This is a genomic window from Mesorhizobium loti, assembly GCF_013170705.1.
GTDB classification, from domain to species: Bacteria; Pseudomonadota; Alphaproteobacteria; order Rhizobiales; family Rhizobiaceae; genus Mesorhizobium; species Mesorhizobium loti_D.
The window spans coordinates 2,338,830-2,361,759 of record NZ_CP033334.1; the positions used below are offsets into that span (position 1 = coordinate 2,338,830).

Consider the following 22,930-nt stretch of genomic DNA (forward strand, 5'->3'; position numbering starts at 1 on the left):
GACCATAATCTTTTCCGAAAACCGGGTCCCACTTTTCGGGATCATGGTCACTCCAGCCATTTCGTGATGAAGCTGCCGTTCTCGTGGATGTCGGTGGTCTCCAGCGGCCCCGGACCGAGATTGGTGAATTTGTGCGGCGTGTGAGGCGGCACGATGACGATCTGGCCGGCGGAGGCCTCGATTTCCCTGTCGCCGATGGTGAACAGGCCGGCGCCCTGGCGGATGATGAAAATCTCCGCGTAGGGATGGGAGTGCAGCCGCGGGCCGCCGCCGACATCGGCCAGGTAGTTGAAGATCAGGCAGGAGTTGGAGCCGTAGGCACCGCATTGCAGCTCGCCCTTCCAGCGGTCGGGACGAACGGCCCATTCCTCACGGTCGATGACGTGCGCCATGCCAGGGAAGATAGATCACACCGGTGTCCTGAGTCGAGGTAAACAAGGACGCCCGATTTTGCTGATATTTCCCGGTTGTTTAGCGTCCTTTCGCGGCCGTTCCCCGCCTTGCCGCGCAATAGGGGATTTTGTCCCCGCGACAATCTGCCCTTGTGCCTTGACCCGTCTGGACAAAAACGGGCTTCACGCATAAACCGAAGTCCAAATGCCGGAGGAATTCGCTAGCCTGTTCGCCATGCGCTGTCGGGTTGGCGTGATTGAGCGGGGAACAAGGCTCGGCCACCGGCGCGGAAGAGGCGAAAGGATCAGGCACCCGTGAGCGCAACCGACATCCACGATCCCAATCGTCGAGATTTTCTTTACGTCGCCACCGGCATGGCGGCCGTGGTCGGAGCCGGTGCCGTCGCCTGGCCGTTCATCGACCAGATGCGCCCCGATGCCTCGACGCTGGCGCTCGCCTCGGTTGAAGTCGACGTCGCCTCGCTGACGCCGGGCATGTCCTTGATCGTCAAGTGGCGCGGCAAGCCGGTGGTGGTGCGCAACCGCACCGAAAAGGAAATGAAGGACGGCGAGGCGGTCAACCTTTCCGATCTCAAGGATCCGATCGCCCGCAACGCCAATCTGCCGGCCGACGCGCCGGCGACCGACGCCAACCGCACCACGCCCGGCAAGGAAGCCTGGATGGTGATGGTTCAGGTCTGCACGCATCTGGGCTGCATCCCGCTCGGCCAGGAAGGCGATTTCGGCGGCTGGTTCTGCCCATGCCACGGTTCGCAATACGATACCGCCGGCCGCATCCGCAAAGGCCCGGCGCCAGAGAACATGGCTGTGCCGGTATTCAAGTTCATTTCCGATACCAAGATCCTTATCGGTTGAGGCAGGGGATATTTCGATGAGCGAGGGACACTCGACCTATACGCCCAAAACCGGTCTCGGACGCTGGTTCGACGCCCGCATGCCGCTGCCGCGGCTGGTTTATGACAGCTTCATCGCCTATCCGGTGCCGCGCAACCTCAACTATGCGTGGACCTTCGGCGGCATCCTGTCGATCATGCTGGTGGCGCAGATCCTGACCGGCATCGTGCTGGCCATGCACTACTCGAACGACACCACGCTCGCCTTCGATTCGGTCGAGAAGATCATGCGCGACGTGAATTCCGGCTGGCTGTTGCGCTACATGCATGCCAACGGCGCCTCGTTCTTCTTCGTCGCCGTCTATATCCACATTTTCCGAGGCCTCTATTACGGCTCCTACAAGACACCGCGCGAACTGCTGTGGATCCTGGGCTGCATCATCTACCTCCTGATGATGGCGACCGGCTTCATGGGCTACGTGCTGCCGTGGGGGCAGATGAGCTTCTGGGGCGCCACCGTCATCACCGGCTTCTTCAGCGCCATACCGCTGGTCGGCGAGTGGATCCAGCAATTGCTGCTTGGCGGCTTCGCCGTCGACAATCCGACGCTCAACCGCTTCTTCGCGCTGCACTATCTGCTGCCGTTCATGATCGCAGGCGTTGTCGTGCTGCACGTCTGGGCGCTGCATGTCGTGGGCCAGTCGAACCCGACCGGCATCGAGGTCAAGTCGAAGACCGACACCGTCGCCTTCACGCCCTACGCGACGATCAAGGACGCGTTCGGCATGATCGTGTTCCTGTTCTTCTTCGCCTACTTCGTCTTCTACCTGCCGAACTATCTCGGCCATCCGGACAACTACACGGTCGCCAACCCGCTGAAGACCCCGGCCCACATCGTCCCTGAATGGTACTTCCTGCCGTTCTACGCGATCCTGCGCGCCATCACGTTCAACATCGGGCCGATCAACTCCAAGCTCGGCGGCGTGCTGTGCATGTTCGGCGCCATCGCCATGCTGTTCCTGGTGCCGTGGCTCGACACTTCCAAGGTGCGCTCGGCCGTCTACCGGCCCTGGTACAAGCTGTTCTTCTGGCTGTTCGTGGCCGATGCCATCCTGCTTGGCTGGCTGGGCTCGCAGCCGGCGGAAGGCAGCTATGTGTTCATGGCGCAGATGGCAACGCTGTTCTACTTCGCCTTCTTCCTGATCATCATGCCGGTCCTCGGCCTGATCGAGACGCCGCGCAGGCTGCCGAACTCGATTACCGAGGCGGTTCTGGAGAAGAACAAGGGTGGCAGCGGGCATCCGGCGGGCGCCACGGCCGCACCACAGACCAAGGGCTGAGCGGTAGAGAATCTAAGGGGATTTGGCATGAAAAAGATTCTCACCTCGCTTGCGCTGATCGGCCTTGTGGCCGCCGGCACCGCGGCGTTCGCGGCCGAAGAGGCGCACAATGCGGCGGCTCCGACGCATTTCCCGATCAACGAGCCGAAGGAAATGGGCTGGAGCTTCACCGGCCCGTTCGGCACCTATGACAAGGCGCAGCTGCAGCGCGGCCTGAAGGTCTACAAGGAAGTCTGCTCGGCCTGCCATTCGATGAACCTGGTGGCGTTCCGCACGCTGTCGGACCTCGGCTACAACGACGCGCAGATCAAGACGCTGGCGGCCGAATACACCATCCATGACGGCCCCAACGATGCCGGCGACATGTTCGACCGTCCCGGCAAGCCGTCGGACCATTTCCCGGCGCCGTTCGCCAATGAGCAAGCCGCTGCTGCCTCCAACGGCGGCGCTGCCCCGCCCGACATGTCGCTGCTGGCCAAGGCGCGCGGCGTCGAGCGCGGCTTTCCGCAGTTCGTCTTCGACATCTTCACCCAGTATGACGCCGGCGGTCCCGACTACATCCATTCGCTGCTGACCGGCTACGACCAGACGCCGCCGGCCGGAATGGTCATCCCGGAAGGCACGCACTACAACCCGTACTTCATGTCGGGCGTGTCGCTGAAGATGCCCAAGCCGCTCTCCGACGGTCAGGTGACCTATGACGACGGCTCGCCGCAGACCGTCGACCAGTATTCCCGCGATGTGGCTGCCTTCCTGACATGGGCAGCCGAGCCGCACATGGAGGCCCGCAAGAAGATGGGCTTCCGCGTGCTGGTGTTCCTGCTTCTGTTCGGCGCGCTCGTCTACCTGACCAAGCGCAAGGTGTGGGAAGGCGTGGCGCACTAAGGCCGCGCCGGCACCTGAAAATGCAAGGGCGCCGAAAGGCGCCCTTTTCTTTTCGGCCGCTTACCGGCAAAACTGTAAGGCAACGGAACAATTGCCCATGAAATCCTCCCTGGAAGAGACCCTGCTGTCGGCCATCCGCACCATCCCCGATTACCCCAAGCCAGGCATCCTGTTTCGCGACATCACCACGCTGCTTGGCAATGCGCGCGCCTTTCGCCGCGCCATCGACGAGCTGGTGCATCCCTATGCCGGGCAGAAGGTCGACAAGATAGCCGGCATCGAGGCACGCGGCTTCATCCTGGGTGGCGCCGTCGCCCATCAGCTCTCGGCCGGCTTCGTGCCGATCCGCAAGAAGGGCAAGCTGCCCTATGAGACGGTGCGCGTCGCCTACAGCCTGGAATACGGGCTGGACGAGATGGAGATGCACAAGGACGGCGTTTCACCGGGCGAGAAGGTGATCCTGGTCGACGATCTGATCGCCACCGGCGGCACGGCGGAAGCGGCGGTCAGGCTTCTGCGCCAGATCGGCGCCGATATACTGGCGGCATGCTTCGTCATCGACCTGCCGGATCTGGGTGGCCGCGCCAAGCTCGAGGCGCTCGGTGTTCCGGTAAGGACGCTGATCGGGTTCGAGGGACATTAGATCTTTCCCTCGCCCGGTTTGCGAGGAGGGAGGCGAGCAAGGCGAGCGGAGCAGGGGTATAGTACGACCGTCGAGTGCAAGACACCACCGCTGGCGCCGCCCCTCATCCGCCCTTCGGGCACCTTCTCCCCGTAAACGGGGCGAAGGAAGAAATCACTCCACTTTCACCAGCACGGCGCTCTCAAACTCCAGCACCTTGTCGCCGGTCGAATCGAAAGCTTCCGAGCGCAGCGACAAAAGCCGCCAGCCGGGGCGTGACGAGATCGGGCGGTGGGACAGCGCGGTGCGGGTGAAGGTGACGGTCTCGCCGGCGAAGACCGGTTTCAGCCATTTCAGGTTCTTGAAGCCGGGCGAAGGGCCGAATTCGGGCGCCGGGCCAGGACCGGTCCACTCGGCGCCCATCCGGCTTTCGAGGTTGAGCTTCATCCAGGTGGCGGCGGTGTGCCAGCCGGAGGCGCAGAGCCCGCCGAGCAGGCTTTTCCTGGCCGCCTCCTCGTCGATGTGGAAGATCTGAGGGTCGTATTTGCGGGCAAACGCCTTGATCGCCTCGGCTTCGAACTTGTGCGAGCCCAGCGTGACGGTGGTGCCGATGCGGAAGAATTCGTCCAGGGTCATGCCATATTCCCCGCCGCGTCACGCGTCAGGAACATGACGGAGTTCTCAAGCTCGAAGACGCTTTCGCCACGCTGGTTGACCAACTCGCTGCGCAAGGTGACGAAACCGAGATCCGGCTTCGACTTCGACAGGCGCTTGGCAAGCACGACCATGGTGCCGACCAGCCTGTCGCCAGCCAGGACCGGCTTCTTCCACCTGACCTGGTCGACGCCGGGCGCACCCTGGCAGGTGGAGTCCAAGAGGAACGCGTCGCACCACATGCGCATGAACATGGCGCAGGTGTGCCAGCCGGAGGCCGAGAGGCCGCCCAGGATGCTGGCCTTGCCGGCTTCCTCGTCGAGATGCATGGGCTGGGCATCGAACTCGCTGGCGAATTCGATGATCTCGGCGGCGGTTACCTGTTTGGTGCCGAGGTCGAACGAGGCACCCTCGACGAAATCCTCATAGGCCCATGTCTTTCCGGTCATGGTCTGGAATCCCTGCGGAACGCGCGACCCGCATGGATCGGCAAACCCGGATGCAGGCCAGGGGCGATTTGGTCAAGTCCTTTCTGGTGAGCCAGCGTAGGCAGCGGGCACCCGCGGCAGCGGTCAGAGCCAGCCGCGGCGGCGGAAATACCAGAAGGGCAGGATCGCCGACAGGATCATCAGGCCGATGGCGAAGGGATAGCCAAGCTCCCATTTCAGCTCGGGAATGATATCGAAATTCATGCCGTAGATCGAGGCGACCAGCGTCGGTGGCAGGAAGATGACGGCGGCGACAGAAAAGATCTTGATGATGGCGTTCTGCTCGATCGAGATCATGCCGAGCGTGGCGTCGAGCAGGAAGGAGATCTTCTGCGACAGGAAGGTGGCGTGGTCGGCGAGCGACAGCACGTCGCGCGACAAGGTCTTGATGCGGGCGCGCACATCCTTGCTCATCTTGGTCTGGGTGGCGACATGGGCGAGGAAGCCGGCGAGGCGCTGCAGCGAGATCAGGCTGTCGCGGACGGAAGAGGTGATGTCCTCCTTGCGGCCGATGGCTTTGAGCAATTCCTGAAAGTCGCGGTTGCGCTTCGACACCTTGGTCGAGCGTGCCTCGAAAATGTCGCGCGAAATCCCCTCGATGTCGCGGCCTGCGCGCTCAAGGATGTCGGCGAGACGGTCGACGATCGCCTCCAGCAGGCCGATCAGGATGGTGTCGCCGCTGGTGCAGCCGGTCGCCACCTTCTCGGCGCGCAGCGGGAAGGTCTTGAAGGCCTTGGGTTCATGATAGCGAATGGTGATCAGCCTGTTGCCGGCGAGCGCGAAGGTGACCGGCGACATCAGGGGATCGTCGACCTCGGTCTGCGCGGGCAAGGTGGCGGTCATAAAGTAGGCGCCGTCCTCGATGTAGAGGCGGCTGGAAATCTCGATCTCCTCCATCTCCTCGCGGGTCGGGATGGCGACCCCGAGCCAGCTTTCGATGGTGGCCTCTTCCTCCTTGGTCGGATTGACCAGATCGGCCCAGACGACCCTGTCGCCATCCGCCAGCAGGTCGTCGACGACGCGCAGGCGATCATTGTCCACGACAAATGCCTTGATCATCGCCAGATCTCCCCTGCGAAGGTGCGTTCGGATTGCGCGTCGTGTCGGATTGCACGGCTCTTCGTCGTGTGCGCGACCGTGTGCCTGCCGCTTAGACCCGTGGCATGACAAAATCAAGACAAGCCCCACCGGGACAGGCCGCCATCGGCCGCTCAGAAAAACTCGTCGAGGAGCCGATACCAGGAAAGCTTCGCCGGCTCTGCTTGCGGTGGTCCGTAGCGTTCGAGAAAGGGCTCTATCCAGGTTTCGCCGATGTTATAGCGGATGCTCCAGCAGGCGAGCGCCAGATCCTGGTGGCGATCGGCGACGCCCAGCCGGCCGCAATCGATGAAACCGCTGAAACGGCCCCGGGCAGCCATGACATTCGGCAGGCAGGCATCGCCATGGGTGACGACAAGATCCTCGCTTGCTGGCCTCAGCGCCTCAAGCTCGGCGAAGGCTTTTGCAGGGCTCCAGCCCTGCCTCTCATCGTCGAAATCGTCTTCGTCGACGACGCCGGCCTCCATGCGCGATCGCGCGGCCGCGATGCGCCTGAAGAGGCGATGGTCGAAGGGGCAGGAGCCGATATCCAGCGCGTGCAGGTCGCGAAGCGCGCTGGCCATGATCTCGATGACATCAGCCGGATCGATCGGCGCCGACGCCAAATCCTCGCCGGCGACGGCCGACATCAGCAGCCAGTCGTGACCGGCATGGCTTTCCATGGCGATCACATCGGGGCAGGCGATGCCTTGTCCGGCAAGCCAGCGCAACCGCGCGGCTTCATCGGCGAGTTCGGCAAACGGACCGTTCCGCTCGCATTTCAGGAACAGGGCCGGCTTGTCGTCGGCCACCAGTCGGAACACGCCGGCCTGTGATCTGCCGATGGTTTGCCGGTGCCAGCGATAGCCGGAGAGCCTGTTCTTCAGCTCCCGCGGCAGTTCATTTTCGGAGACGAAGTTCATCGACAGGGATCGGCAGGCCGGGGATTGGGAGACCGGGCTCTGGTGTCCGGCCTCCCGATATCCCTATCTGGCGTTCGGCAGGATCTGGTGCAGCACGATGGCCCAGACGGCGCCGAAGGCGATGGACGAGCCGAGAATGTACTGCACGATATCCGGAAGCGTCTTGACGAAATCCGGCGGCGCCAGCGTGGCAAACAGTGCCATCAGGATCGGCAGGCCGATGACCAGCATGTTCCTCTCGGTCAGCGGCGTGCCGCGCACCACGCGAAAGCCGTTCATGGCGATGACGACGCACAGCACGCCGAAGACGCCGCCGATGACCGGTCCCGGGATCGAGGCGATGACCGCTGACAGCTTGCCGATCAGACCGAACAGCACCAGGAAGATGCCGGCCGCGGCAAAGGCGGCGCGACTGGCGATGCCGGTGATGGCGATGATGCCGGCATTGGAAGAGTAGCCGGTGACCGGCGTGCTGCACAGCAGGGCGCTGACCAGGCAGCCGAGGCCTTCGCCGGTGGCGCCCCGGTCGAGCTGTTCATCCGACAACGGCTTGTCGATGACGGCGCCGACCGCGAACCAGGTGCCGGTGGTTTCGGCCAGGACGACGATATAGACGATCAGCATCGTCAGCGTCGCCGACAGCGAGAAGGTCACGTCGAGGTTGAGGAACGCAATGCGCGGCATGGAAAACCAGGTCGCGGCGGAAACGCCCGTCATGTCCAGCTGGCCCATGAAGGCGGCCGCGACGCTGCCGGCCACAAGCGCGATGATGACGGAAAGCAGGCGCAGCCACGCGCCTTTCGCGCCAAGCGCCATGCCGGTCAGCATGCAGCCGACAAGCACCGCCGCCGCGATGAAGGCGAGGATGATGTTGCCGCCGACGGTGGCGGTGGCGTGGACGGCGAACACGCTTTCCTTGAGTGCCACCGGCATCAACGCGACGCCGACCACGATGATGATGGCGCCGCCGACGATGGGCGGCACGAAACGGTTGACGAGGCGATGGAAGATCCTTGTCGGCGACCCGAGCAGCATGACCAGTATGGCGCCGGGAATGAGCGCGCCGATCACCGCCGACAGCCCGCCAACGCCACCGCCAGCACCGAAGGCGATCGCCAGCACCGCGCCGATCGGGACGAAGGACGGTCCTTGCACCACAGGCAGCCGCATCAGGAGCTGCGACTGGATCAGCGTCGCGATGCCCGCCGCCACGAAGGCCGACTGGATGAAGGCGCCGGCATCGCCGACGCTGAAGGCGAGCACCGATGCGATGATGAACGGCACGATGTAGACGTCCATCGCCAGCACATGCTGGAGGCCGAGCAGGGCGGCCTTGCCCAGGGGCAACGGATCGTCCGGCTGGGCGATCAAAGTGATTTCTGGCGCAACGCGTTCCATGATGTCCCCTCTGGAAATCTCAACACGATCATGTGATCAGTCGCCGGCAAAGGACAGCGGCGCAAAGGTTTGCCAACTGTTTTTTAGTGGGCCACGCAGTGACGGTCTCACGCGCCAGCGCAACCGGAGCGACAGATGACAAGAGAACCTTTCACGCTGCTCGGCACCGCCTTCCACACGCCGGAGCGCGGCAGGCTGGAAGTGCTGGAAGATCATCTGTTCAGCATCGATGCGCAGGGGCGGATCGCCGAGATCCTGGCGCCCGGCCATCCGGACCATGCGGCGCGGGTAAGCGATGCCAGCCTGTCCGGTACGCTGGTGCGGCTTGCCGACGGCCAGTTCCTGCTGCCCGGCCTGGTCGACCTGCACATCCATGCGCCGCAATGGCCGCAGATGGGCAAGGCGCTCGATGTGCCGCTCGAGGTCTGGCTGCAGAAATATACATTTCCGCTCGAGGCCCGCTACGCGGACGTCGACTATGCCCGCGAGATCTATGCCGATCTGGTCGACAATCTTCTGGCCAACGGCACCACCACGGCGCTCTATTTCGCCACCGTCCATGTCGAGGCGAGCCTGGCGCTTGCCGGGATTTGCCTGGAAAAGGGTCAGCGCGCCCTGGTCGGCAAGGTGGCGATGGACGATGCCCAGCAGTGCCCGCCCTTCTACCGCGATGCCGATGCGGCGAGTGCCGTTTCGGACACCAGGCGGTTCATCGTGGCGGTCCAGTCACTGGATTCGGGCGAGAGACCGCTGGTCCAGCCGGTGATCACGCCGCGCTTCATCCCGAGTTGCACGGATGCGGCCTTGCGGGGACTGGGTGAACTCGCGACGGAATTCGGCTGCCATGTGCAGACGCATTGCTCGGAGAGTGACTGGGCAAAGCAATTCGTGGAGGAGCGCTTCGGTCAGACCGATGCGGCCAGCCTGGACGGTTTCGGCCTGCTCACCCGCCACACCATCCTGGCGCATTCGAATTTCATCGACGGGCAGGACATGGACCTCATCAGGGAGAAGGGTGCCGGCGTCGCCCATTGCCCGCTCTCAAATGTCTACTTCGCCAATGCGGCGTTCCCGCTGCGCGTGGCACTCGACCGGCAGATGCATGTCGGACTGGGAACGGATGTTTCGGGGGGCTACAGCCCCTCTCTGTTCGACGGCTGCCGGCACGCTCTGTCGGCGTCGAGGACGCTGCATAGCGGCGTGCATGCCGGCCTGCCGCCCGAGCAGCGCGGCGCGCCCGGCGAGCCGATCACGCATCAGGAGGCGTTCTGGCTGGCGACCGCCGGCGGCGCCGAAGCGCTCGACCTGCCGACAGGCAGCTTTCGCGTCGGGCACGAATTCGACGCGCTGTTGATCGACACCAAGGCAAGCACCTCGAACATCCGCATCAACGCCGCCGACGACACGCTTGACGATGTCTTCCAGAAGATCGTGCTCAACGCGGCGCGGGCGAATATCGCCAGGGTCTGGGTGAGCGGCCGGATGGTGGCGGGGCAATAGAAGGGCTGCGTCCCGCCAATCGACCTGGACGAGAACAATTCCAGGAAAAGTGTGAGCGGTTTTCCGTCCGGAATTGCGTCAAAACAAAGAGCTAGAGCGGTTCGCCGTTTCCGCGAAACGGTGAAATGCTCTAGGCGCGCGCTGTTTCCGCAGCGGCCTCGCTCTTCGGCTTGAGCAGCATGTCCTTGGCGGCAATCAGCGCGCCAACCGTGATCAGCGCGCAAGCGAGCGCCACGGACCAATGGAAGACGCCGAAGCCCGCCAGCAGCAGCACGATCACCGAGAACAGCGGCGCGGCATACGAGATCGCGCCCAGGATCATGATGTCTCCGTGCTTGCAGCCATAGTCCCATGCGTAAAAGCCGGCGCCGAGAGGGATCACGCCCAGAACGGCGATGGCGCTCCATTGCGTCGGTGTTTGAGGCCAGACCGTGGTCTCAAGCGTGAGGTGCAGCGTGAAGGCGACCGCTGCGGTGATGAGGCAGTAAACGGCGACCACATCGGTCGGAACCTGGCCAAAGCGGCGCGACAGGACGGAATAACCGGACCAGACGAAAGCACAGAACAGCGCGATGACGTGGCCCGGTTTCACCCCGTCGGCGAGCCCGACGCTTCCGCCCTTCGTGATGACGACGATGGCGCCTGCCAGGCCGAGGACCACACCGGCAATATGGTGAGGTTTAAGCCGTTCTCCCGGCAGGAAGGCGGCGAAGACAACGATCAGCAATGGCCAGAGATAGGCGATCAGGCTCACTTCAACGGGCGGGGCCGACTGGATCGCGAAAAAGTAGGCACAATGGTAGATGCACAGCCCTGCCGTGCCGATTGCCCAGACCTGCCATGGCTGCCGCAGCGACCTGATCGCCGAGGGCCGAACGATCCAGCTGGCCGCTCCGACGGAGCCGCCGAGCAGAAATGTCATGGCGGCGAGTTGAAAGGGCGGAATCGGTCCGGCCGCGGTCGAAAGCAGCGCGAGGAACGACCAGGTCAGAATGGCCGAGAAACCGACCAGGGTTGGGATCGTCCTGTTCATGTTCGCCCTTCCGCTTCATTGACGGGATAGCGGAAAGGACCGGCTGATGGCAGCCGCGTACGGCCTCACCCTGTCTGGAATGCGACGCGGCTGTTCACGTGTTGAACTTGAACAGCATGATGTCGCCGTCCTGGACGACATATTCCTTGCCTTCGTCGCGCGCCTTGCCGGCTTCCTTGGCCGCCACTTCGCCGCCCAGCGTGACGAAGTCGTTGTAGGCGATGGTCTGGGCGCGGATGAAACCGCGCTCGAAATCGGTGTGGATGACGCCGGCGGCCTGCGGGGCCTTGTCGCCCTTGTGGATGGTCCAGGCGCGCGTCTCCTTCGGCCCGACGGTGAAATAGGTGATGAGATGCAAAAGCTCATAGCCGGCGCGGATCACCTTGTTGAGGCCCGGCTCGTCGAGGCCGAGCGAGGACAGGAATTCCATCTCTTCCTCGTCGGAGAGCTGGGCGACCTCGGCCTCGATCGCGGCCGAGATCGCCACCGTGCCGGCGCCCTGCGCGGCTGCCATCTTCTCCACGGCCCGGGTGTGCTCGTTGCCGGTGGCGGCATCGGCCTCGGCGACGTTGCAGACATAGAGCACGGGGTGCGACGTCAGGAGGTTCAAGCCCTGCAGGATGCGCAAGTCTTCGGCCGAGATGCCTTTGAGCAGCACGCGGGTCGGTTTGCCCGCCTGCAGCAGCTCGAGCGCGGCCTCCATCATCGGCAGCACGGTCACCGCTTCCTTGTCCTTGCTGCCGGCGCGCTTGCGGATCTGGACGATGCGGCGCTCCAGGCTGTCGAGGTCGGCGAGCATCAGCTCGGTCTCGACCGTCTCGGCGTCGGCGACGGGGTCGATGCGGCCCTCGACATGGGTGATGTCGTCATCCTCGAAGCAGCGCAGGACGTGCACGATGGCGTCGACCTCGCGGATGTTGGCGAGGAACTGGTTGCCCAGCCCTTCGCCCTTGGAGGCGCCGCGCACCAGGCCGGCAATGTCGACGAAGGAGATGCGGGTCGGAATGATCTCCTTCGACTTGCCGATGGCCGCGATCTTCTGCAGGCGCGGATCGGGCACCGCCACCTCGCCGGTGTTCGGTTCGATGGTGCAGAACGGATAGTTGGCGGCCTGCGCCGCCGCCGTCCTGGTCAACGCATTGAAGAGCGTCGACTTGCCGACGTTGGGCAAGCCAACGATGCCGCATTTGAAACCCATTGTGTCCGGTCCTATCGGGAAAACGAAATTTGATGAGGGCTATGGGCGATAGGGGTGATCAACGTCAAGCCCTGTAAGGCCGCATGCGTGGCGCTCAGTCCTTGTTGCCGAAGAGTTTCTTCAGCATGGCGGCCATCGGGCCGGATTCCGGCAATTTGACCGCCGGCTGCTGCGGACGCGCCTGACGGACGTGACTTTGCTGCTTGGGTTCCTGCTTGCGCGCCGGCTTTTCCGGCTCGGCCGCGGCCTTGCCCTGGACGGCGAGGGCGGCCTTGTTCATGAAGCCGGATTCGTCGCCCTTGACGATCATGGCGGCGTTGTCGGCGATCGATTCGAGCAAGGGATCGAGCCATTCGCGGTCGCCCTTGGCGAAGTCGCCGAGCACATGGTGCTGGACCATTTCCTTGACGCCGGGATGGCCGACACCGATGCGCACGCGGCGATAGGCGTTGCCAACATGGCCGTCGATCGAGCGGATGCCGTTGTGGCCGCCGGCGCCGCCGCCGGTCTTGATGCGCAGCTTGCCTTCGGCAAGGTCGATCTCGTCATAGAAGACGGTGAGCGCGGAAACATCGAGCTTGTAGAAGCGCAAGGCTTCGCCGACCGACTGGCCGGACAGGTTCATGAAGGTCTGCGGCTTGATCAGGATGATCTTTTCGCCGCCGAGCGTGCCCTCGGCGATCAGACCCTGGAATTTCTTCGACCAGGGCGAAAAGGAATGGCGGCGGGCGATAGCGTCCGCCGCCATGAAGCCGACATTGTGCCGGTTATCAGCATATTTCGCGCCCGGATTGCCGAGGCCTGCAAAGACAAGCATCGTCTGCTCCGGGCGGGAAAGAGTTACTTCTCTTCGGCGGCGGGAGCCGCCTCAGGTGCGGCCTCGACCGTCTCTTCCGCCTCCGGCTTCATCGCCGACGAACCGGCAATGGTCGCGATGGTGAAATCGCGATCGGAGATCACCGGCTTGACGCCGGCCGGCAGCTTGACCGCCGAGATGTGGATCGAGTCGCCGATATTGGTGCCGGTGAGATCGACGGTGATGAATTCCGGGATCGCATTGGCCGGGCAGTGGAACTCGACTTCGTGACGCACGATGTTGAGCACGCCGCCGCGCTTGATGCCTGGCGACTTGTCCTCATTGATGAAGTGGACAGGCACGTCGACATTGACCTCGGTGTCCTTGCCGATGCGCAGGAAGTCGACATGGACGGGGAAATCCTTGACCGGGTCGAGCTGGAAGTCCTTCGGCAGGACCTGGATCTTCTTGCCGTCGACATCGATCGTGGCGACCGTGGTCAGGAACCCGCCGCCATGGATCTTGTAGTAGATGTCCTTGTAGGTGAGAGCGATCGCCAGGGGAGGCTGCTTGTCACCATAGATTACTGCAGGCACTTTACCGTTGCGGCGAACTGCACGGGCGGACCCCTTACCGACCTGTTCGCGCGCTTCGGCCTTGAGCTCGTAAGTATCGTGGCTCATGGCTTTTCCTTTCGCGTGTTATGGAGCGTTCGCGGTGGGCAATGTGCCCGAGCCGTAAACGTCGAAAGCCGCCGGTCCTGGATTTCCGAATGAAGGCTACCGCTTCGAGACGGACCTTTTGTTCGGGATCACAAGGGAAGGCAGCCTTCCGCCGCGTTGCCTCCAAGGGTGTCTACGCGGGTGGCGGCTCTATAGCGGAAGGCAGCGACAGGCGCAAGCGGCGGCGGGAAGGGCTGACTACCGGTCGCCGCTCAACGCGTCGCGCAGCGCCTGGACCTGCCGGTTCAGTGTATCGAGCCCGGCCAGCGTCATGCCCGAACGCTCGATCAGTGTCTCGTTCAGGCAGTTGCACTGGACGAGCAGCGCGCGCCCGGCTGCCGTCAGGTCGACCTGGACCTGGCGCTCGTCGGTCTGGCTGCGCTGGCGGGTGACAAGGCCGGCCTGTTCCATGCGCTTGACCAGCGGCGTGACGGTGCTCGATTCCAAGGCCAGCCGGTGGGCGATCCCGCCGACCGACATGCCATCGGCCTCGCCCAGTGCGTTCAGCACGAGATATTGCGGATAGGTTATCCCCATCTCGTCCAGCATCGGCTTGTAGGTGCGGTTGATCGCCATGCTGGTGGCATAGAGCGTGAAGCAGAGCTGGTTGTCCAACGGGAGAGGCACGACGCGTTCCTTGTTTGCCGACGCAGGAAATCCGGTACCACGAAAAATGATATCGCGATACATGTTTTTGGTGGACAGGGGTTCAAGGCTGCGCTAGCCATATAGGTATCGCGATATTGTTTATCGCGAAAACAATCAAAGGAGATTGAGATGGCTTCGCAGACAAAATCCGGTTCCGGCAGCGGCACGATCACCACCAAGGACGGCACGCAGATCTTCTACAAGGATTGGGGAACCGGCCAGCCCATCGTCTTCCATCATGGCTGGCCGCTGAGCAGCGACGACTGGGACGCCCAGATGCTGTTCTTCCTGGCACAAGGCTACCGCGTCATCGCCCACGACCGGCGCGGCCATGGCCGCTCGACGCAGACGGATATCGGCAACGAGATGGACACCTACGCCGCCGATGTCGCCGAACTCGCGGCGCATCTCGACCTCAAGAACGCCATCCATGTCGGCCATTCGACCGGCGGCGGCGAAGTGGCGCGCTATGTGGCGCGGTACGGCTCGGGCGGCCGCGTTGCCAAGGCGGTGCTGATCGGCGCTGTGCCGCCGATCATGCTCAAGACGGCGGCCAATCCAGGCGGCCTGCCGATCGAGGTCTTCGACGGGTTCCGCGCTGCCCAGGCGGCCAATCGCGCCCAGTTCTTCCGCGACGTTCCGGCCGGTCCGTTCTATGGCTTCAACCGCCCGGGTGCCGAGGTCTCGCAGGGCGTCGTCGACAATTGGTGGCGTCAGGGAATGATGGGCGGCACCAAGGCGCATTATGATTGCATCAAGGCGTTCTCGGAAACCGACTTCACCGAGGATCTGAAGGCAATCGGCGTGCCGGTGCTGGTCATGCATGGCGATGACGACCAGATCGTTCCGATCGCCGACTCGGCGCTGCTCTCGATCAAGCTGCTCAAGAAGGGCGAGCTCAAGGTCTACAAGGGTTTTCCGCACGGCATGGCGACAACCCACGCGGATGTCATCAATGCCGACCTGTTGGCCTTCTTCAAGGCGTAGTGCCTTCTGATCGATAGACAGAACACCCGCCCATCTGGGCGGGTGCTCTCATCTGAATTCGGATCCGCCGGGTCAGGCCGCCGCCTGCGCCTTCCGGGCTTCCTTCATGTTGGGCAGGAACACCGTCAGCAGGCCCAGGAACGGCAAATACGAGCAGACCTGGAAGACGAAATCGATGCCCTTCATGTCGGCGACGACGCCGAGCACGGCCGCCGCGATGCCGCCCATGCCGAAGGCGAAGCCGAAGAAGATGCCGGCGATCATGCCGACGCGGCCCGGCACCAGTTCCTGCGCGAAGACGACAATGTTGGAGAAGGCCGACGACAGGATCAGTCCGATCAGCACGGTCAGCACCATCGTCCATTCCAGATTGGCGTAGGGGAGCGCCAGCGTGAAGGGCAGGACGCCGACGATCGAGAACCAGATCATCGCCTTCTGTCCGTAGCGGTCGCCGAATGGGCCGCCGAGCAGGATGCCGAGCGCCGAGGCGCCGAGGAACAGGAACAGCATCACCTGGCTCATCTGCACCGACACCCCGAACTTATGGATGGAATAGAAGGTGTAGTAGCTGGCGAGGCTGGCGATGTAGGCGTTCTTGCTCAGCACCAGCAAGGTCAGCACGATCAATGCCGACATCACCTTGCGGCGCGGGAAGGGCGAGACGAAGCTTGCCGCCTTGCGGTTGCCTTGCGCGGCGCGCAGACGGCTGTACCAGCCGCCGACCTGCCACAGGATGACAATGCCGATCAGCGAGCCGACGGCAAACCAGGCGATGCTGGTCTGGCCGAACGGCACGACGATGAAGGCGGCCAGCAAGGGGCCCATGGACTGGCCGAAATTGCCGCCGACCTGGAACAGCGACTGTGCCAGGCCGAACCGGCCGCCAGACGCGAAACGGGCGATGCGCGAGGATTCCGGATGGAAGATCGCCGAGCCGATGCCGATCAGCGAGGCGCCGATCAGGAGCAGGTAGTAGTGGCCGGCATAGGCCAGCACGACCAGCCCGATCAGCGACGCCGCCATGCCGTAAGGCAGGGAATAGGGCATCGGCCGCTTGTCGGTGATCATGCCGATGATCGGCTGCAGCAGGGACGCCGTGACCTGGAAGGTGAAGGTCAAAAGGCCGATCTGCCAGAAGTCGAGGCCGTAATTGTCTTTCAGGAGCGGGTAGATGGCCGATAGCAGCGACTGCATGATGTCGTTGATGCAATGGCACAGGCTCACCGCCAGGATGACTGTGAAGGCCGTCGCCTGGGCTGAAGCGTGACTGGCGCTCGTGGATGGCGCGACGCTGGCGGCTGTCGTATCGGTCAAGGTAGGCTCCGTGGTCTTTTTGGCGGGCACGCCCGCGGGCAATCTGGCGGCCGCTCCTGCGGCTGCCTTAGGACGGTTGCCTTATAAGCTGCTTGCAGGGCGACTTCTTTCGTGGTTTGGTCCAATAATTTCGCGAGTGGGCCATAGCCGATGCCACATGGCAGGGAAATCTTCCACGCCGGTAACGCCGATCTCGGCAAGTTGCACGAGAGCCGCTGGCAGTGGCTGGAACAAGTGGCCGGGCCGGCGGTCGCGTTGCCGACCGAATATCCTGACGGCTACCATGTGCCGCAACATCGACACAGCCGCAGCCAACTGCTGCACGCGTTGGTCGGCGTCGTGCTGGTGACGACGCGGCACGGGCGCTGGATGGTGCCGCCCGACCATGCGATGTGGATTCCGGCCGGCATCGAACATTCCGTCGAGATGCTGGGCGACGTGTCGATGCGCTCGGTCTATGTCATGCCTGGTGCGATCCCCGGGCTGCCCGAAGGCTTGCGCGTCGTCGGCGTCACCGAGCTGATGCACAGCCTGATCGTGGAATCGGAGAAACTGCCGCAAGGCGGCGAGTTGGAAGGACGCGGCGGGCTGATCATGAACCTGCTGCTGCATGAAATCCCGACCTTGCCGGAACGGCCGCTCGGGCTCCCATTCCCGTCCGATCCGAGGCTGGCGGCGCTGTGCCGGCGCTTCGTCGCAGCGCCCTCGCCGCACGCAACGATCGACGAATGGGCCGATGCCGCCGGGATGAGCCGCCGTTCCTTCACGCGCGCCTTCCAGCGCCAGACCGGCCTGTCCTTGTCGACATGGCGGCAGCAGGCGTGCCTGTTCGCCGCGCTGCCGAGGCTCGCCGATGGCGAGCCCATCACCAGGGTGGCGCTCGACCTGGGCTATGACAGCGTGCCGGCCTTCATCACCATGTTCAAGCGCATGCTGGGCTCCTCGCCGCGCGGGTATATGCGCGGCGCGCGCGACAATGGCGAAAGTGTTCGCCGGCCAAACGTGCCGGCGCGGCTGGAAGGCCCTGTAGCCTAGGGCAATTCCAGGACAAGTGTGGGCGGTTTTCCCGGGACAAGCGCGTAGCGCCTGCCCTTGGGAATTGCGTCAAAACGAAGAGTTGGAGCGGTCCGCTGTTTCCATGAAATGGTGGAAACGCTCCAGACTAGAGCGTGTTGCTGTTGATTTGAATCGGTTGGGATTCACGCCGAGGTGATTTTGTGATTCAAGATGCTGGCTGGGCGGAGGCCAGCATCGGATGCCAAGACCCTATTCAAACGATCTTCGTGAGCGCGTTGCGGCAGCGGTTGCGGCTGGCCGGACATGCCGGGAAACGGCTGCATTGTTCGGGGTGAGCGTGGCGAGTGTTGTGAAGTGGTCGCAACGCCAACGATTGAGCGGAAGCGCATCGGCGTTGCGCATGGGGCGTCAATCCGGCCGGGATTTGGAGCCACATCGCGTGTGGCTGCTGGAGCGGGTAGCCTCACAGTCGCATGTGAGCGTGCGAGCGCTGTCGGCGGAGCTTGCCGAGCGCGGCATCGTGGCAGCCCCGGTGTCGGTGTGGCGGGTGCTGAAGGAGGCCGGGTTCAGCTTCAAAAAAAACGCTGTTCGCCAGCGAGCAGGACAGGCCGGCGATTGCGCGGCGCCGGGCGCAATGGAGGAAGTATCAAGGCAGGCTTGATCCACGGCGCCTGGTGTTCATCGACGAAACCTGGGCAAAAACCAACATGGCGCCGCTACGAGGCTGGGGGCCTCGTGGGCACCGATTGGTCGCCAAGGCTCCGCATGGCAAATGGCGCACGCTGACCTTCCTGGCCGCGCTGCGCTGCGAGCGCATCGACGCGCCCTGCGTCATTGATGGTCCCATCAACGGTGCAAGCTTTGCGGCCTGGGTTGAGCAGTTCCTCGTGCCGACGCTCTCGCCCGGTGACATCGTCGTCATGGACAATCTTGGAAGTCACAAGGGGCAAGCCATTCGTCGTGCCATTCGCGCGGCCGGAGCCAAGCTTTTCTACCTGCCACCCTACAGTCCAGACCTAAACCCGATCGAGCAGGTCTTCGCCAAGCTCAAGCACCTCATGCGAAAGGCTTCAGAACGGACCGTCGAGGCCACATGGCGACGTATCGGAACACTCCTCGAAAGCTTTCAACCCGCTGAATGCGCCAACTATCTCGTCAACGCTGGATATGCTTCAATGTAAGTGAAACACGCTCTAGAGCATTTCACCGTTTCACGGAAACGGCGAACTGCTCTAACTCATTGTTTTAACGCAACTCCGGACGGAAAACCGTTTCACACTTTTCCTGGAATTGCTCTAGTCGAACAGGCTCGACACCGATTCCTCGGTCGCCGTGCGCGAGATCGCCTCGCCCATCAGGTCGGCGATCGAGATGACGCGGATGTTGGGGGCGTCGAGCACGCCTTGCGTCGGCTGGATGGAATCGGTGATCACCAGTTCCTGCAGCTTCGAGCCGCTGATGCGGGCGACAGCGCCGCCCGACAGCACGCCGTGGGTGATATAGGCGGTGACGCTGGTGGCGCCGTTGGCCAAGAGCGCATCGGCGGCGTTGCACAGCGTACCGCCGGAATCGACGATATCGTCGATCAGCAGGCAATCCTTGCCGGCCACCGCGCCGATGATGTTCATCACTTCCGATTCGCCCGGGCGCTCACGGCGCTTGTCGACGATGGCCAGTTGCGCATCGAAGCGCTTGGCCAGCGCCCGCGCCCGCACCACGCCGCCAATGTCGGGCGACACCACCACGACGTTGCCGAGCTGCTTGTATTTCGCCTTCACGTCGCGGGCCATCACCGGCACCGAGAACAGATTGTCGGTCGGGATGTCGAAGAAGCCCTGGATCTGGCCGGCATGCAGGTCGAGCGTCAGAACGCGGTCGACGCCGGCGCGGGTGATCATGTTGGCGACCAGCTTGGCCGAGATCGGCGTACGGCCCGAGGCCCGGCGATCCTGCCTGGCATAGCCGAAATAGGGAATCACCGCCGTGATGCGCTTGGCCGATGAGCGCATGAAGGCGTCAATCATGATGAGCAGTTCCATCAGATGATCGTTGGTCGGGAACGAGGTCGACTGCAGGATGAAGACATCCTCACCGCGCACGTTTTCCTGGATTTCGACGAAGATTTCCTGGTCGGCGAAGCGCCTGACGCTGGCCTTGCCCAGCGGGATGTTGAGATAGCGGGCGACCGCTTCGGCCAGCACCCTGTTGGAATTGCCCGCGAAGAGTTTCATGCACCGTTCCTGGTGGGGGATGGGAAGGCCTGACAGACTCTCCCGCACCTTTTAATCGGGCTTTTAGCGGCCCGCGCTAGTATTGCAAGCGCCGAGATCGGGAATCCGCCGGCTAAGCTGAAGAAAGGTTCGTGCCATCGCCGAGAGGCAACACTCGAGCAGGCCTTGTCAGCCAGCCTTGCCGCCCAGAAATGCCGCGAACTGATCGATGGTCTGGTCGGCGATCGCCTGCATGGTGGCCGGCGAGACGCCCTTCCAGCTGTCGGCGCCCGCGCTGGCGCCGGAACTGGCCGAAGGCGCCTTCATCTGGCCGTTGATGCGGTGCAGGCGGTTGCCGGCCGGGTCGTAGACGTCCCAGACATAGATGACGGTGGTGTCCTTGCCCTCCGAAATCGCCGAGAAATAACCCTTCAGCACATGGGTCGCGGTCTGGTCGGCGCTGCCCGCGAGCGTGATGCCGCGCTGCCTGGCGCGCGTCTGCAGTTCCGCCGTCAGCGGGGTCGCGGCCTCCACCGAAGCGCCGACGATCGGCGCGATCTGCAGCCGGGTCTTCGACAGGATGGCGGCACTCTGGGCTGAGGTGAGCGGCGTGGTGGTGGTCGCGGACGCGCCCGCCGTGGAGGTCGCAGGCGCGGCTGTCGATGGGGCCGGAACGGTGGCCGCCGCGCTGCCCTGGACTCCCGGCGCGGGCTGCGCCGAGGCGGCCGGCGGGGTGATGGCGGAAGGTTCGAGAACGTCCTTTGCGTTGGTGCAGGAGGCAAGAGCCAATGCCACAAGCAATGACACGGTCGTCACATGCGATCGTCTCATTTGCCTTCTAACTCCTTGGCGAAGAACGCCTCCCATTATGGATTCACTGTACGATCAAGTCGAGATCATGGCGGGACAGCGGCTTCGGCTGGGATTCGGTGGTCAGGTAGGTGCGGCCAAGCGTCATTGCCGTCTCGGTCTCGGAATCCATGATGATCATATGGGCGAACAGCGTCATGTGCGGCGCGATCGGCTCGGGGTTGCCCTGGTAGAACATCGGCATGTCCATCCAGGACGGCGTGAAGCGGGCGCCGACGGAGTAGCCGCAGGCGTTCAGCCGGTGCTTGGTCAGGCCATGTGCCTCCATGGTGCGGGCATGCGCGTCGAAGACGTCGCCGAATGTATTGCCCGGCGTCATCGCCTTTTCGACGGCGAGAAGGGCAGCGCGCGCCGCGTCGAACAGCTCCTGGTGGCGCTTCGACACCTTGCCGGTCAGCACCGTGCGCATCATGGGCGCATGGTAATGGTGGAACACGCCGGCCCATTCGAGCGTCAGCTGGTCGTTCTTGGTCAGCTTGCGGCGGCCCGCCTTGTAGCGGCAGAGCAGCGCATCGACGCCGGAGCCGATGATGAATTCATTGGCCGGATAGTCGCCACCCCCGGCAAAGACCGCGCCCTGCATGGCAGCCAGAATCAGCGCTTCGTCGCCGCCCTGCTTGATCAGGGGCAGCGCCGCGTCCAGCGCATCGTCGGAGAGGTTGGCGGCCTTCTCGGCCTTGGCGATTTCAGCCGGGCTCTTGAACAGCCGCAGCCGCCCGACGATGCCGGACGCGTCGGCAATCTGGCCGAAGGTCTGCAACTGCTCGTCCAGCCGGCGGCCATTATAGGCCGTCAAGCCATGGGTGTCGTATTCGACGCCGATGCGGGCGCCGAGCAAATTGAGATCGTTGAGCAAATTGCGCAGGTCGACCGCCGGGTTGGCGCCGTTGCGGTCGGTCCAAAGCACGATGTTGTCGATGATGGAGGTGTGGCGCGCCTGGCGCAGGTCGGCCGAGCGGGTCAAGAGCACCATCGAGCCGTCGGCCTTCACCACCAGGCACTGGAAGAAACAGAAGCCGAACGTGTCGTAGCCGGTCAGCCAGTACATGCTTTCCTGCGCGAACAGCAGGATGGCGTCGAGCTTCTTCTCGGCCATCTCGATCATCAGCCGGTCGCGCCGCGCGTCAAATTCCGACCGTTCAAAATGCAGCGCCATTATTCATTCTCCAAAACGATGGCCGAAACCTGCCGGCCGTAATCGGGCTCCTTGCGGTGCGTGGTGCGCCGGTAGGAGTAGAACAGATCTTCCTCGGCATAGGTGCAGCGGCCAAGGCCCTCGGCGGTCACGCCGGCCCTTGCCAGCCGGTCGACCGTATAGCGATTGAGATCGAACATGGCATGGCCTGATGTGGCGGAGGGTGCGAAGTAGCCGATGTTTTCGGCGTCGGCCTCGACGAAACGGGCAATGAATTCCGGCCCGACCTCGTAATTGTCAGGGCCGATCGAGGGGCCGAGCACGGCGACGATGTTTTCGCGCCGGGCGCCGAGGCCTTCCATGGCGGCAATGGTGTTTTCCAGCACGCCGGTGAAGGCGCCTTTCCAGCCGGCATGCGCCGCGCCGATGATGCGCGCCCCGGCATCCGCGAACAGCACCGGGCCGCAGTCGGCGGTCGAGGCGCCGATGGCGATGCCAGGGCGATCGGTGACGATGGCATCGGCCTTGGGCCGTTCTCCGGCAAAGGGTTCCCTGGCGACGATGACGTCGGGGGAATGGATCTGCCAGGCGGTCAACAGATGGTTCGTCGGCACGCCCATCCAGGCGGCGACACGGGCGCGGTTCTCGGCCACCAGCGTCTGGTCATCATCCGATCCGGTGCCGATGTTGAGGCCCCGGTAGATGCCGGTCGATACGCCACCTGCGCGGGTGAAATAGCCGTGGCGGATGCCTTGTGCCTGCGCCTTGTCCAGCAGCGGGGACCGAACGGGATCCGGTTTGGTCTGATTCAGCATGCGGGCGTTGTTGTCCGTATGGGCGGTTTCGTCAAGAAAAAGCAGAAGCGGG

General features: G+C 63.6%; 24 protein-coding genes. 8 read left to right on the forward strand and 16 right to left on the reverse strand.

What is annotated here, in order from left to right; all coding sequences use genetic code 11:
• Positions 1-47: 47 nt before the first annotated feature.
• Positions 48-392, reverse strand: a complete 345-nt coding sequence (locus tag EB815_RS11420; protein WP_056577998.1) for a cupin domain-containing protein — start codon at positions 390-392, stop codon at positions 48-50.
• 375 nt (positions 393-767) lie between these two features.
• On the opposite strand from EB815_RS11420, the gene petA reads away from it, so the two are divergent.
• From petA to EB815_RS11440, 4 genes are all read left to right on the forward strand, one after another.
• A complete protein-coding gene (petA, locus tag EB815_RS11425; RefSeq protein ID WP_236952375.1) occupies positions 768-1,268 on the forward strand; it encodes a ubiquinol-cytochrome c reductase iron-sulfur subunit in 501 nt (166 codons plus the stop codon).
• 16 nt (positions 1,269-1,284) lie between these two features.
• The gene (locus EB815_RS11430; protein WP_056577996.1) at positions 1,285-2,586 is read left to right on the forward strand and encodes a cytochrome b; all 1,302 of its coding nucleotides are present in this window, start codon (positions 1,285-1,287) and stop codon (positions 2,584-2,586) included.
• 27 nt (positions 2,587-2,613) lie between these two features.
• The gene (locus tag EB815_RS11435) at positions 2,614-3,471 is read left to right on the forward strand and encodes a cytochrome c1 (protein WP_056577994.1); all 858 of its coding nucleotides are present in this window, start codon (positions 2,614-2,616) and stop codon (positions 3,469-3,471) included.
• Between the two features lie 97 nt (positions 3,472-3,568).
• The gene (locus tag EB815_RS11440) at positions 3,569-4,114 is read left to right on the forward strand and encodes an adenine phosphoribosyltransferase (RefSeq protein WP_056577992.1); all 546 of its coding nucleotides are present in this window, start codon (positions 3,569-3,571) and stop codon (positions 4,112-4,114) included.
• Between the two features lie 153 nt (positions 4,115-4,267).
• On the opposite strand, the gene EB815_RS11445 is transcribed toward EB815_RS11440, so the two are convergent.
• The 5 genes from EB815_RS11445 to EB815_RS11465 all read right to left on the reverse strand — a co-directional run bounded on the left by EB815_RS11445 (position 4,268) and on the right by EB815_RS11465 (position 8,633).
• Positions 4,268-4,729 (reverse strand): MaoC family dehydratase, encoded by a 462-nt coding sequence (locus tag EB815_RS11445; protein WP_056577990.1) that lies wholly within the window; start codon positions 4,727-4,729, stop codon positions 4,268-4,270.
• On the reverse strand, positions 4,726-5,196 hold the full coding sequence (locus EB815_RS11450) for a MaoC family dehydratase (RefSeq protein WP_056577988.1): 471 nt from the start codon (positions 5,194-5,196) through the stop codon (positions 4,726-4,728). The genes EB815_RS11445 and EB815_RS11450 overlap by 4 nt, the downstream gene beginning before the upstream one ends.
• A 123-nt stretch (positions 5,197-5,319) precedes the next feature.
• Positions 5,320-6,294: a magnesium/cobalt transporter CorA gene (gene corA / locus EB815_RS11455; protein ID WP_056577986.1), complete on the reverse strand. Its 975-nt coding sequence runs from the start codon at positions 6,292-6,294 to the stop codon at positions 5,320-5,322.
• Positions 6,295-6,446: 152 nt separating this feature from the next.
• Positions 6,447-7,235 carry an APH(3')-II family aminoglycoside O-phosphotransferase gene (locus EB815_RS11460; RefSeq protein ID WP_056577984.1) on the reverse strand — a complete coding sequence of 263 codons (789 nt, stop codon included), beginning with the start codon at positions 7,233-7,235 and terminating at the stop codon, positions 6,447-6,449.
• Positions 7,236-7,298: 63 nt separating this feature from the next.
• Positions 7,299-8,633 carry a uracil-xanthine permease family protein gene (locus EB815_RS11465; protein WP_056577982.1) on the reverse strand — a complete coding sequence of 445 codons (1,335 nt, stop codon included), beginning with the start codon at positions 8,631-8,633 and terminating at the stop codon, positions 7,299-7,301.
• A gap of 135 nt (positions 8,634-8,768) precedes the next feature.
• Here EB815_RS11465 and guaD point away from each other — a divergent pair, with 135 nt between their 5' ends.
• A complete protein-coding gene (guaD, locus tag EB815_RS11470) occupies positions 8,769-10,133 on the forward strand; it encodes a guanine deaminase (protein WP_056577980.1) in 1,365 nt (454 codons plus the stop codon).
• A 130-nt stretch (positions 10,134-10,263) separates the two neighbouring features.
• On the opposite strand, the gene yddG is transcribed toward guaD, so the two are convergent.
• The 5 genes from yddG to EB815_RS11495 all read right to left on the reverse strand — a co-directional run bounded on the left by yddG (position 10,264) and on the right by EB815_RS11495 (position 14,509).
• Entirely contained in the window at positions 10,264-11,166 is a 903-nt protein-coding gene (yddG, locus tag EB815_RS11475) for an aromatic amino acid exporter YddG (protein WP_056577978.1), read from the reverse strand.
• A gap of 94 nt (positions 11,167-11,260) precedes the next feature.
• A complete protein-coding gene (gene ychF / locus EB815_RS11480) occupies positions 11,261-12,364 on the reverse strand; it encodes a redox-regulated ATPase YchF (RefSeq protein ID WP_056577976.1) in 1,104 nt (367 codons plus the stop codon).
• Positions 12,365-12,458: 94 nt separating this feature from the next.
• Positions 12,459-13,181 (reverse strand): aminoacyl-tRNA hydrolase, encoded by a 723-nt coding sequence (gene pth / locus EB815_RS11485; RefSeq protein ID WP_056577974.1) that lies wholly within the window; start codon positions 13,179-13,181, stop codon positions 12,459-12,461.
• 23 nt (positions 13,182-13,204) lie between these two features.
• Entirely contained in the window at positions 13,205-13,843 is a 639-nt protein-coding gene (locus EB815_RS11490; protein ID WP_056577972.1) for a 50S ribosomal protein L25/general stress protein Ctc, read from the reverse strand.
• A 237-nt stretch (positions 13,844-14,080) separates the two neighbouring features.
• Positions 14,081-14,509 (reverse strand): MarR family winged helix-turn-helix transcriptional regulator, encoded by a 429-nt coding sequence (locus EB815_RS11495; protein WP_056578359.1) that lies wholly within the window; start codon positions 14,507-14,509, stop codon positions 14,081-14,083.
• 150 nt (positions 14,510-14,659) lie between these two features.
• On the opposite strand from EB815_RS11495, the gene EB815_RS11500 reads away from it, so the two are divergent.
• The gene (locus tag EB815_RS11500) at positions 14,660-15,517 is read left to right on the forward strand and encodes an alpha/beta fold hydrolase (RefSeq protein WP_056577970.1); all 858 of its coding nucleotides are present in this window, start codon (positions 14,660-14,662) and stop codon (positions 15,515-15,517) included.
• Positions 15,518-15,589: 72 nt separating this feature from the next.
• Here the strand turns inward: EB815_RS11500 and EB815_RS11505 are convergent, their stop codons facing one another.
• Positions 15,590-16,831 carry an MFS transporter gene (locus EB815_RS11505; RefSeq protein WP_056578357.1) on the reverse strand — a complete coding sequence of 414 codons (1,242 nt, stop codon included), beginning with the start codon at positions 16,829-16,831 and terminating at the stop codon, positions 15,590-15,592.
• Between the two features lie 150 nt (positions 16,832-16,981).
• Here EB815_RS11505 and EB815_RS11510 point away from each other — a divergent pair, with 150 nt between their 5' ends.
• Positions 16,982-17,866 carry an AraC family transcriptional regulator gene (locus EB815_RS11510; RefSeq protein ID WP_056577968.1) on the forward strand — a complete coding sequence of 295 codons (885 nt, stop codon included), beginning with the start codon at positions 16,982-16,984 and terminating at the stop codon, positions 17,864-17,866.
• A gap of 220 nt (positions 17,867-18,086) precedes the next feature.
• A protein-coding gene (locus EB815_RS11515) for an IS630 family transposase (protein ID WP_156394344.1) occupies positions 18,087-19,029 on the forward strand; the annotation gives its coding sequence in 2 pieces (ribosomal slippage) (positions 18,087-18,422 and positions 18,424-19,029; 942 coding nt in all).
• 114 nt (positions 19,030-19,143) lie between these two features.
• Here EB815_RS11515 and EB815_RS11520 read toward each other — a convergent pair.
• The 4 genes from EB815_RS11520 to pgeF form a co-directional block, all read right to left on the reverse strand.
• Positions 19,144-20,079, reverse strand: coding sequence for a ribose-phosphate pyrophosphokinase (locus tag EB815_RS11520; protein ID WP_019860650.1), 936 nt, complete (start codon positions 20,077-20,079; stop codon positions 19,144-19,146).
• A 168-nt stretch (positions 20,080-20,247) separates the two neighbouring features.
• Positions 20,248-20,889, reverse strand: coding sequence for a hypothetical protein (locus EB815_RS11525; protein WP_056578956.1), 642 nt, complete (start codon positions 20,887-20,889; stop codon positions 20,248-20,250).
• Between the two features lie 43 nt (positions 20,890-20,932).
• The gene (locus EB815_RS11530) at positions 20,933-22,084 is read right to left on the reverse strand and encodes a M24 family metallopeptidase (protein WP_056578952.1); all 1,152 of its coding nucleotides are present in this window, start codon (positions 22,082-22,084) and stop codon (positions 20,933-20,935) included.
• Positions 22,084-22,878, reverse strand: coding sequence for a peptidoglycan editing factor PgeF (gene pgeF, locus EB815_RS11535; RefSeq protein WP_056578949.1), 795 nt, complete (start codon positions 22,876-22,878; stop codon positions 22,084-22,086). Before pgeF ends, EB815_RS11530 begins: the two co-directional genes overlap by 1 nt.
• Between the last annotated feature and the right edge of the window lie 52 nt (positions 22,879-22,930).

Coding starts and splice junctions, on each gene's coding strand:
- EB815_RS11420 (WP_056577998.1), bottom strand. CDS start 392: ATGGCGCACGTCATCGACCGTGAGGAATGGGCCGTTCGTCCCGACCGC.
- petA (WP_236952375.1), top strand. CDS start 768: ATGGCGGCCGTGGTCGGAGCCGGTGCCGTCGCCTGGCCGTTCATCGAC.
- EB815_RS11430 (WP_056577996.1), top strand. CDS start 1,285: ATGAGCGAGGGACACTCGACCTATACGCCCAAAACCGGTCTCGGACGC.
- EB815_RS11435 (WP_056577994.1), top strand. CDS start 2,614: ATGAAAAAGATTCTCACCTCGCTTGCGCTGATCGGCCTTGTGGCCGCC.
- EB815_RS11440 (WP_056577992.1), top strand. CDS start 3,569: ATGAAATCCTCCCTGGAAGAGACCCTGCTGTCGGCCATCCGCACCATC.
- EB815_RS11445 (WP_056577990.1), bottom strand. CDS start 4,729: ATGACCCTGGACGAATTCTTCCGCATCGGCACCACCGTCACGCTGGGC.
- EB815_RS11450 (WP_056577988.1), bottom strand. CDS start 5,196: ATGACCGGAAAGACATGGGCCTATGAGGATTTCGTCGAGGGTGCCTCG.
- corA (WP_056577986.1), bottom strand. CDS start 6,294: ATGATCAAGGCATTTGTCGTGGACAATGATCGCCTGCGCGTCGTCGAC.
- EB815_RS11460 (WP_056577984.1), bottom strand. CDS start 7,235: ATGAACTTCGTCTCCGAAAATGAACTGCCGCGGGAGCTGAAGAACAGG.
- EB815_RS11465 (WP_056577982.1), bottom strand. CDS start 8,633: ATGGAACGCGTTGCGCCAGAAATCACTTTGATCGCCCAGCCGGACGAT.
- guaD (WP_056577980.1), top strand. CDS start 8,769: ATGACAAGAGAACCTTTCACGCTGCTCGGCACCGCCTTCCACACGCCG.
- yddG (WP_056577978.1), bottom strand. CDS start 11,166: ATGAACAGGACGATCCCAACCCTGGTCGGTTTCTCGGCCATTCTGACC.
- ychF (WP_056577976.1), bottom strand. CDS start 12,364: ATGGGTTTCAAATGCGGCATCGTTGGCTTGCCCAACGTCGGCAAGTCG.
- pth (WP_056577974.1), bottom strand. CDS start 13,181: ATGCTTGTCTTTGCAGGCCTCGGCAATCCGGGCGCGAAATATGCTGAT.
- EB815_RS11490 (WP_056577972.1), bottom strand. CDS start 13,843: ATGAGCCACGATACTTACGAGCTCAAGGCCGAAGCGCGCGAACAGGTC.
- EB815_RS11500 (WP_056577970.1), top strand. CDS start 14,660: ATGGCTTCGCAGACAAAATCCGGTTCCGGCAGCGGCACGATCACCACC.
- EB815_RS11510 (WP_056577968.1), top strand. CDS start 16,982: ATGCCACATGGCAGGGAAATCTTCCACGCCGGTAACGCCGATCTCGGC.
- EB815_RS11520 (WP_019860650.1), bottom strand. CDS start 20,079: ATGAAACTCTTCGCGGGCAATTCCAACAGGGTGCTGGCCGAAGCGGTC.
- EB815_RS11525 (WP_056578956.1), bottom strand. CDS start 20,889: ATGAGACGATCGCATGTGACGACCGTGTCATTGCTTGTGGCATTGGCT.
- EB815_RS11530 (WP_056578952.1), bottom strand. CDS start 22,084: ATGGCGCTGCATTTTGAACGGTCGGAATTTGACGCGCGGCGCGACCGG.
- pgeF (WP_056578949.1), bottom strand. CDS start 22,878: ATGCTGAATCAGACCAAACCGGATCCCGTTCGGTCCCCGCTGCTGGAC.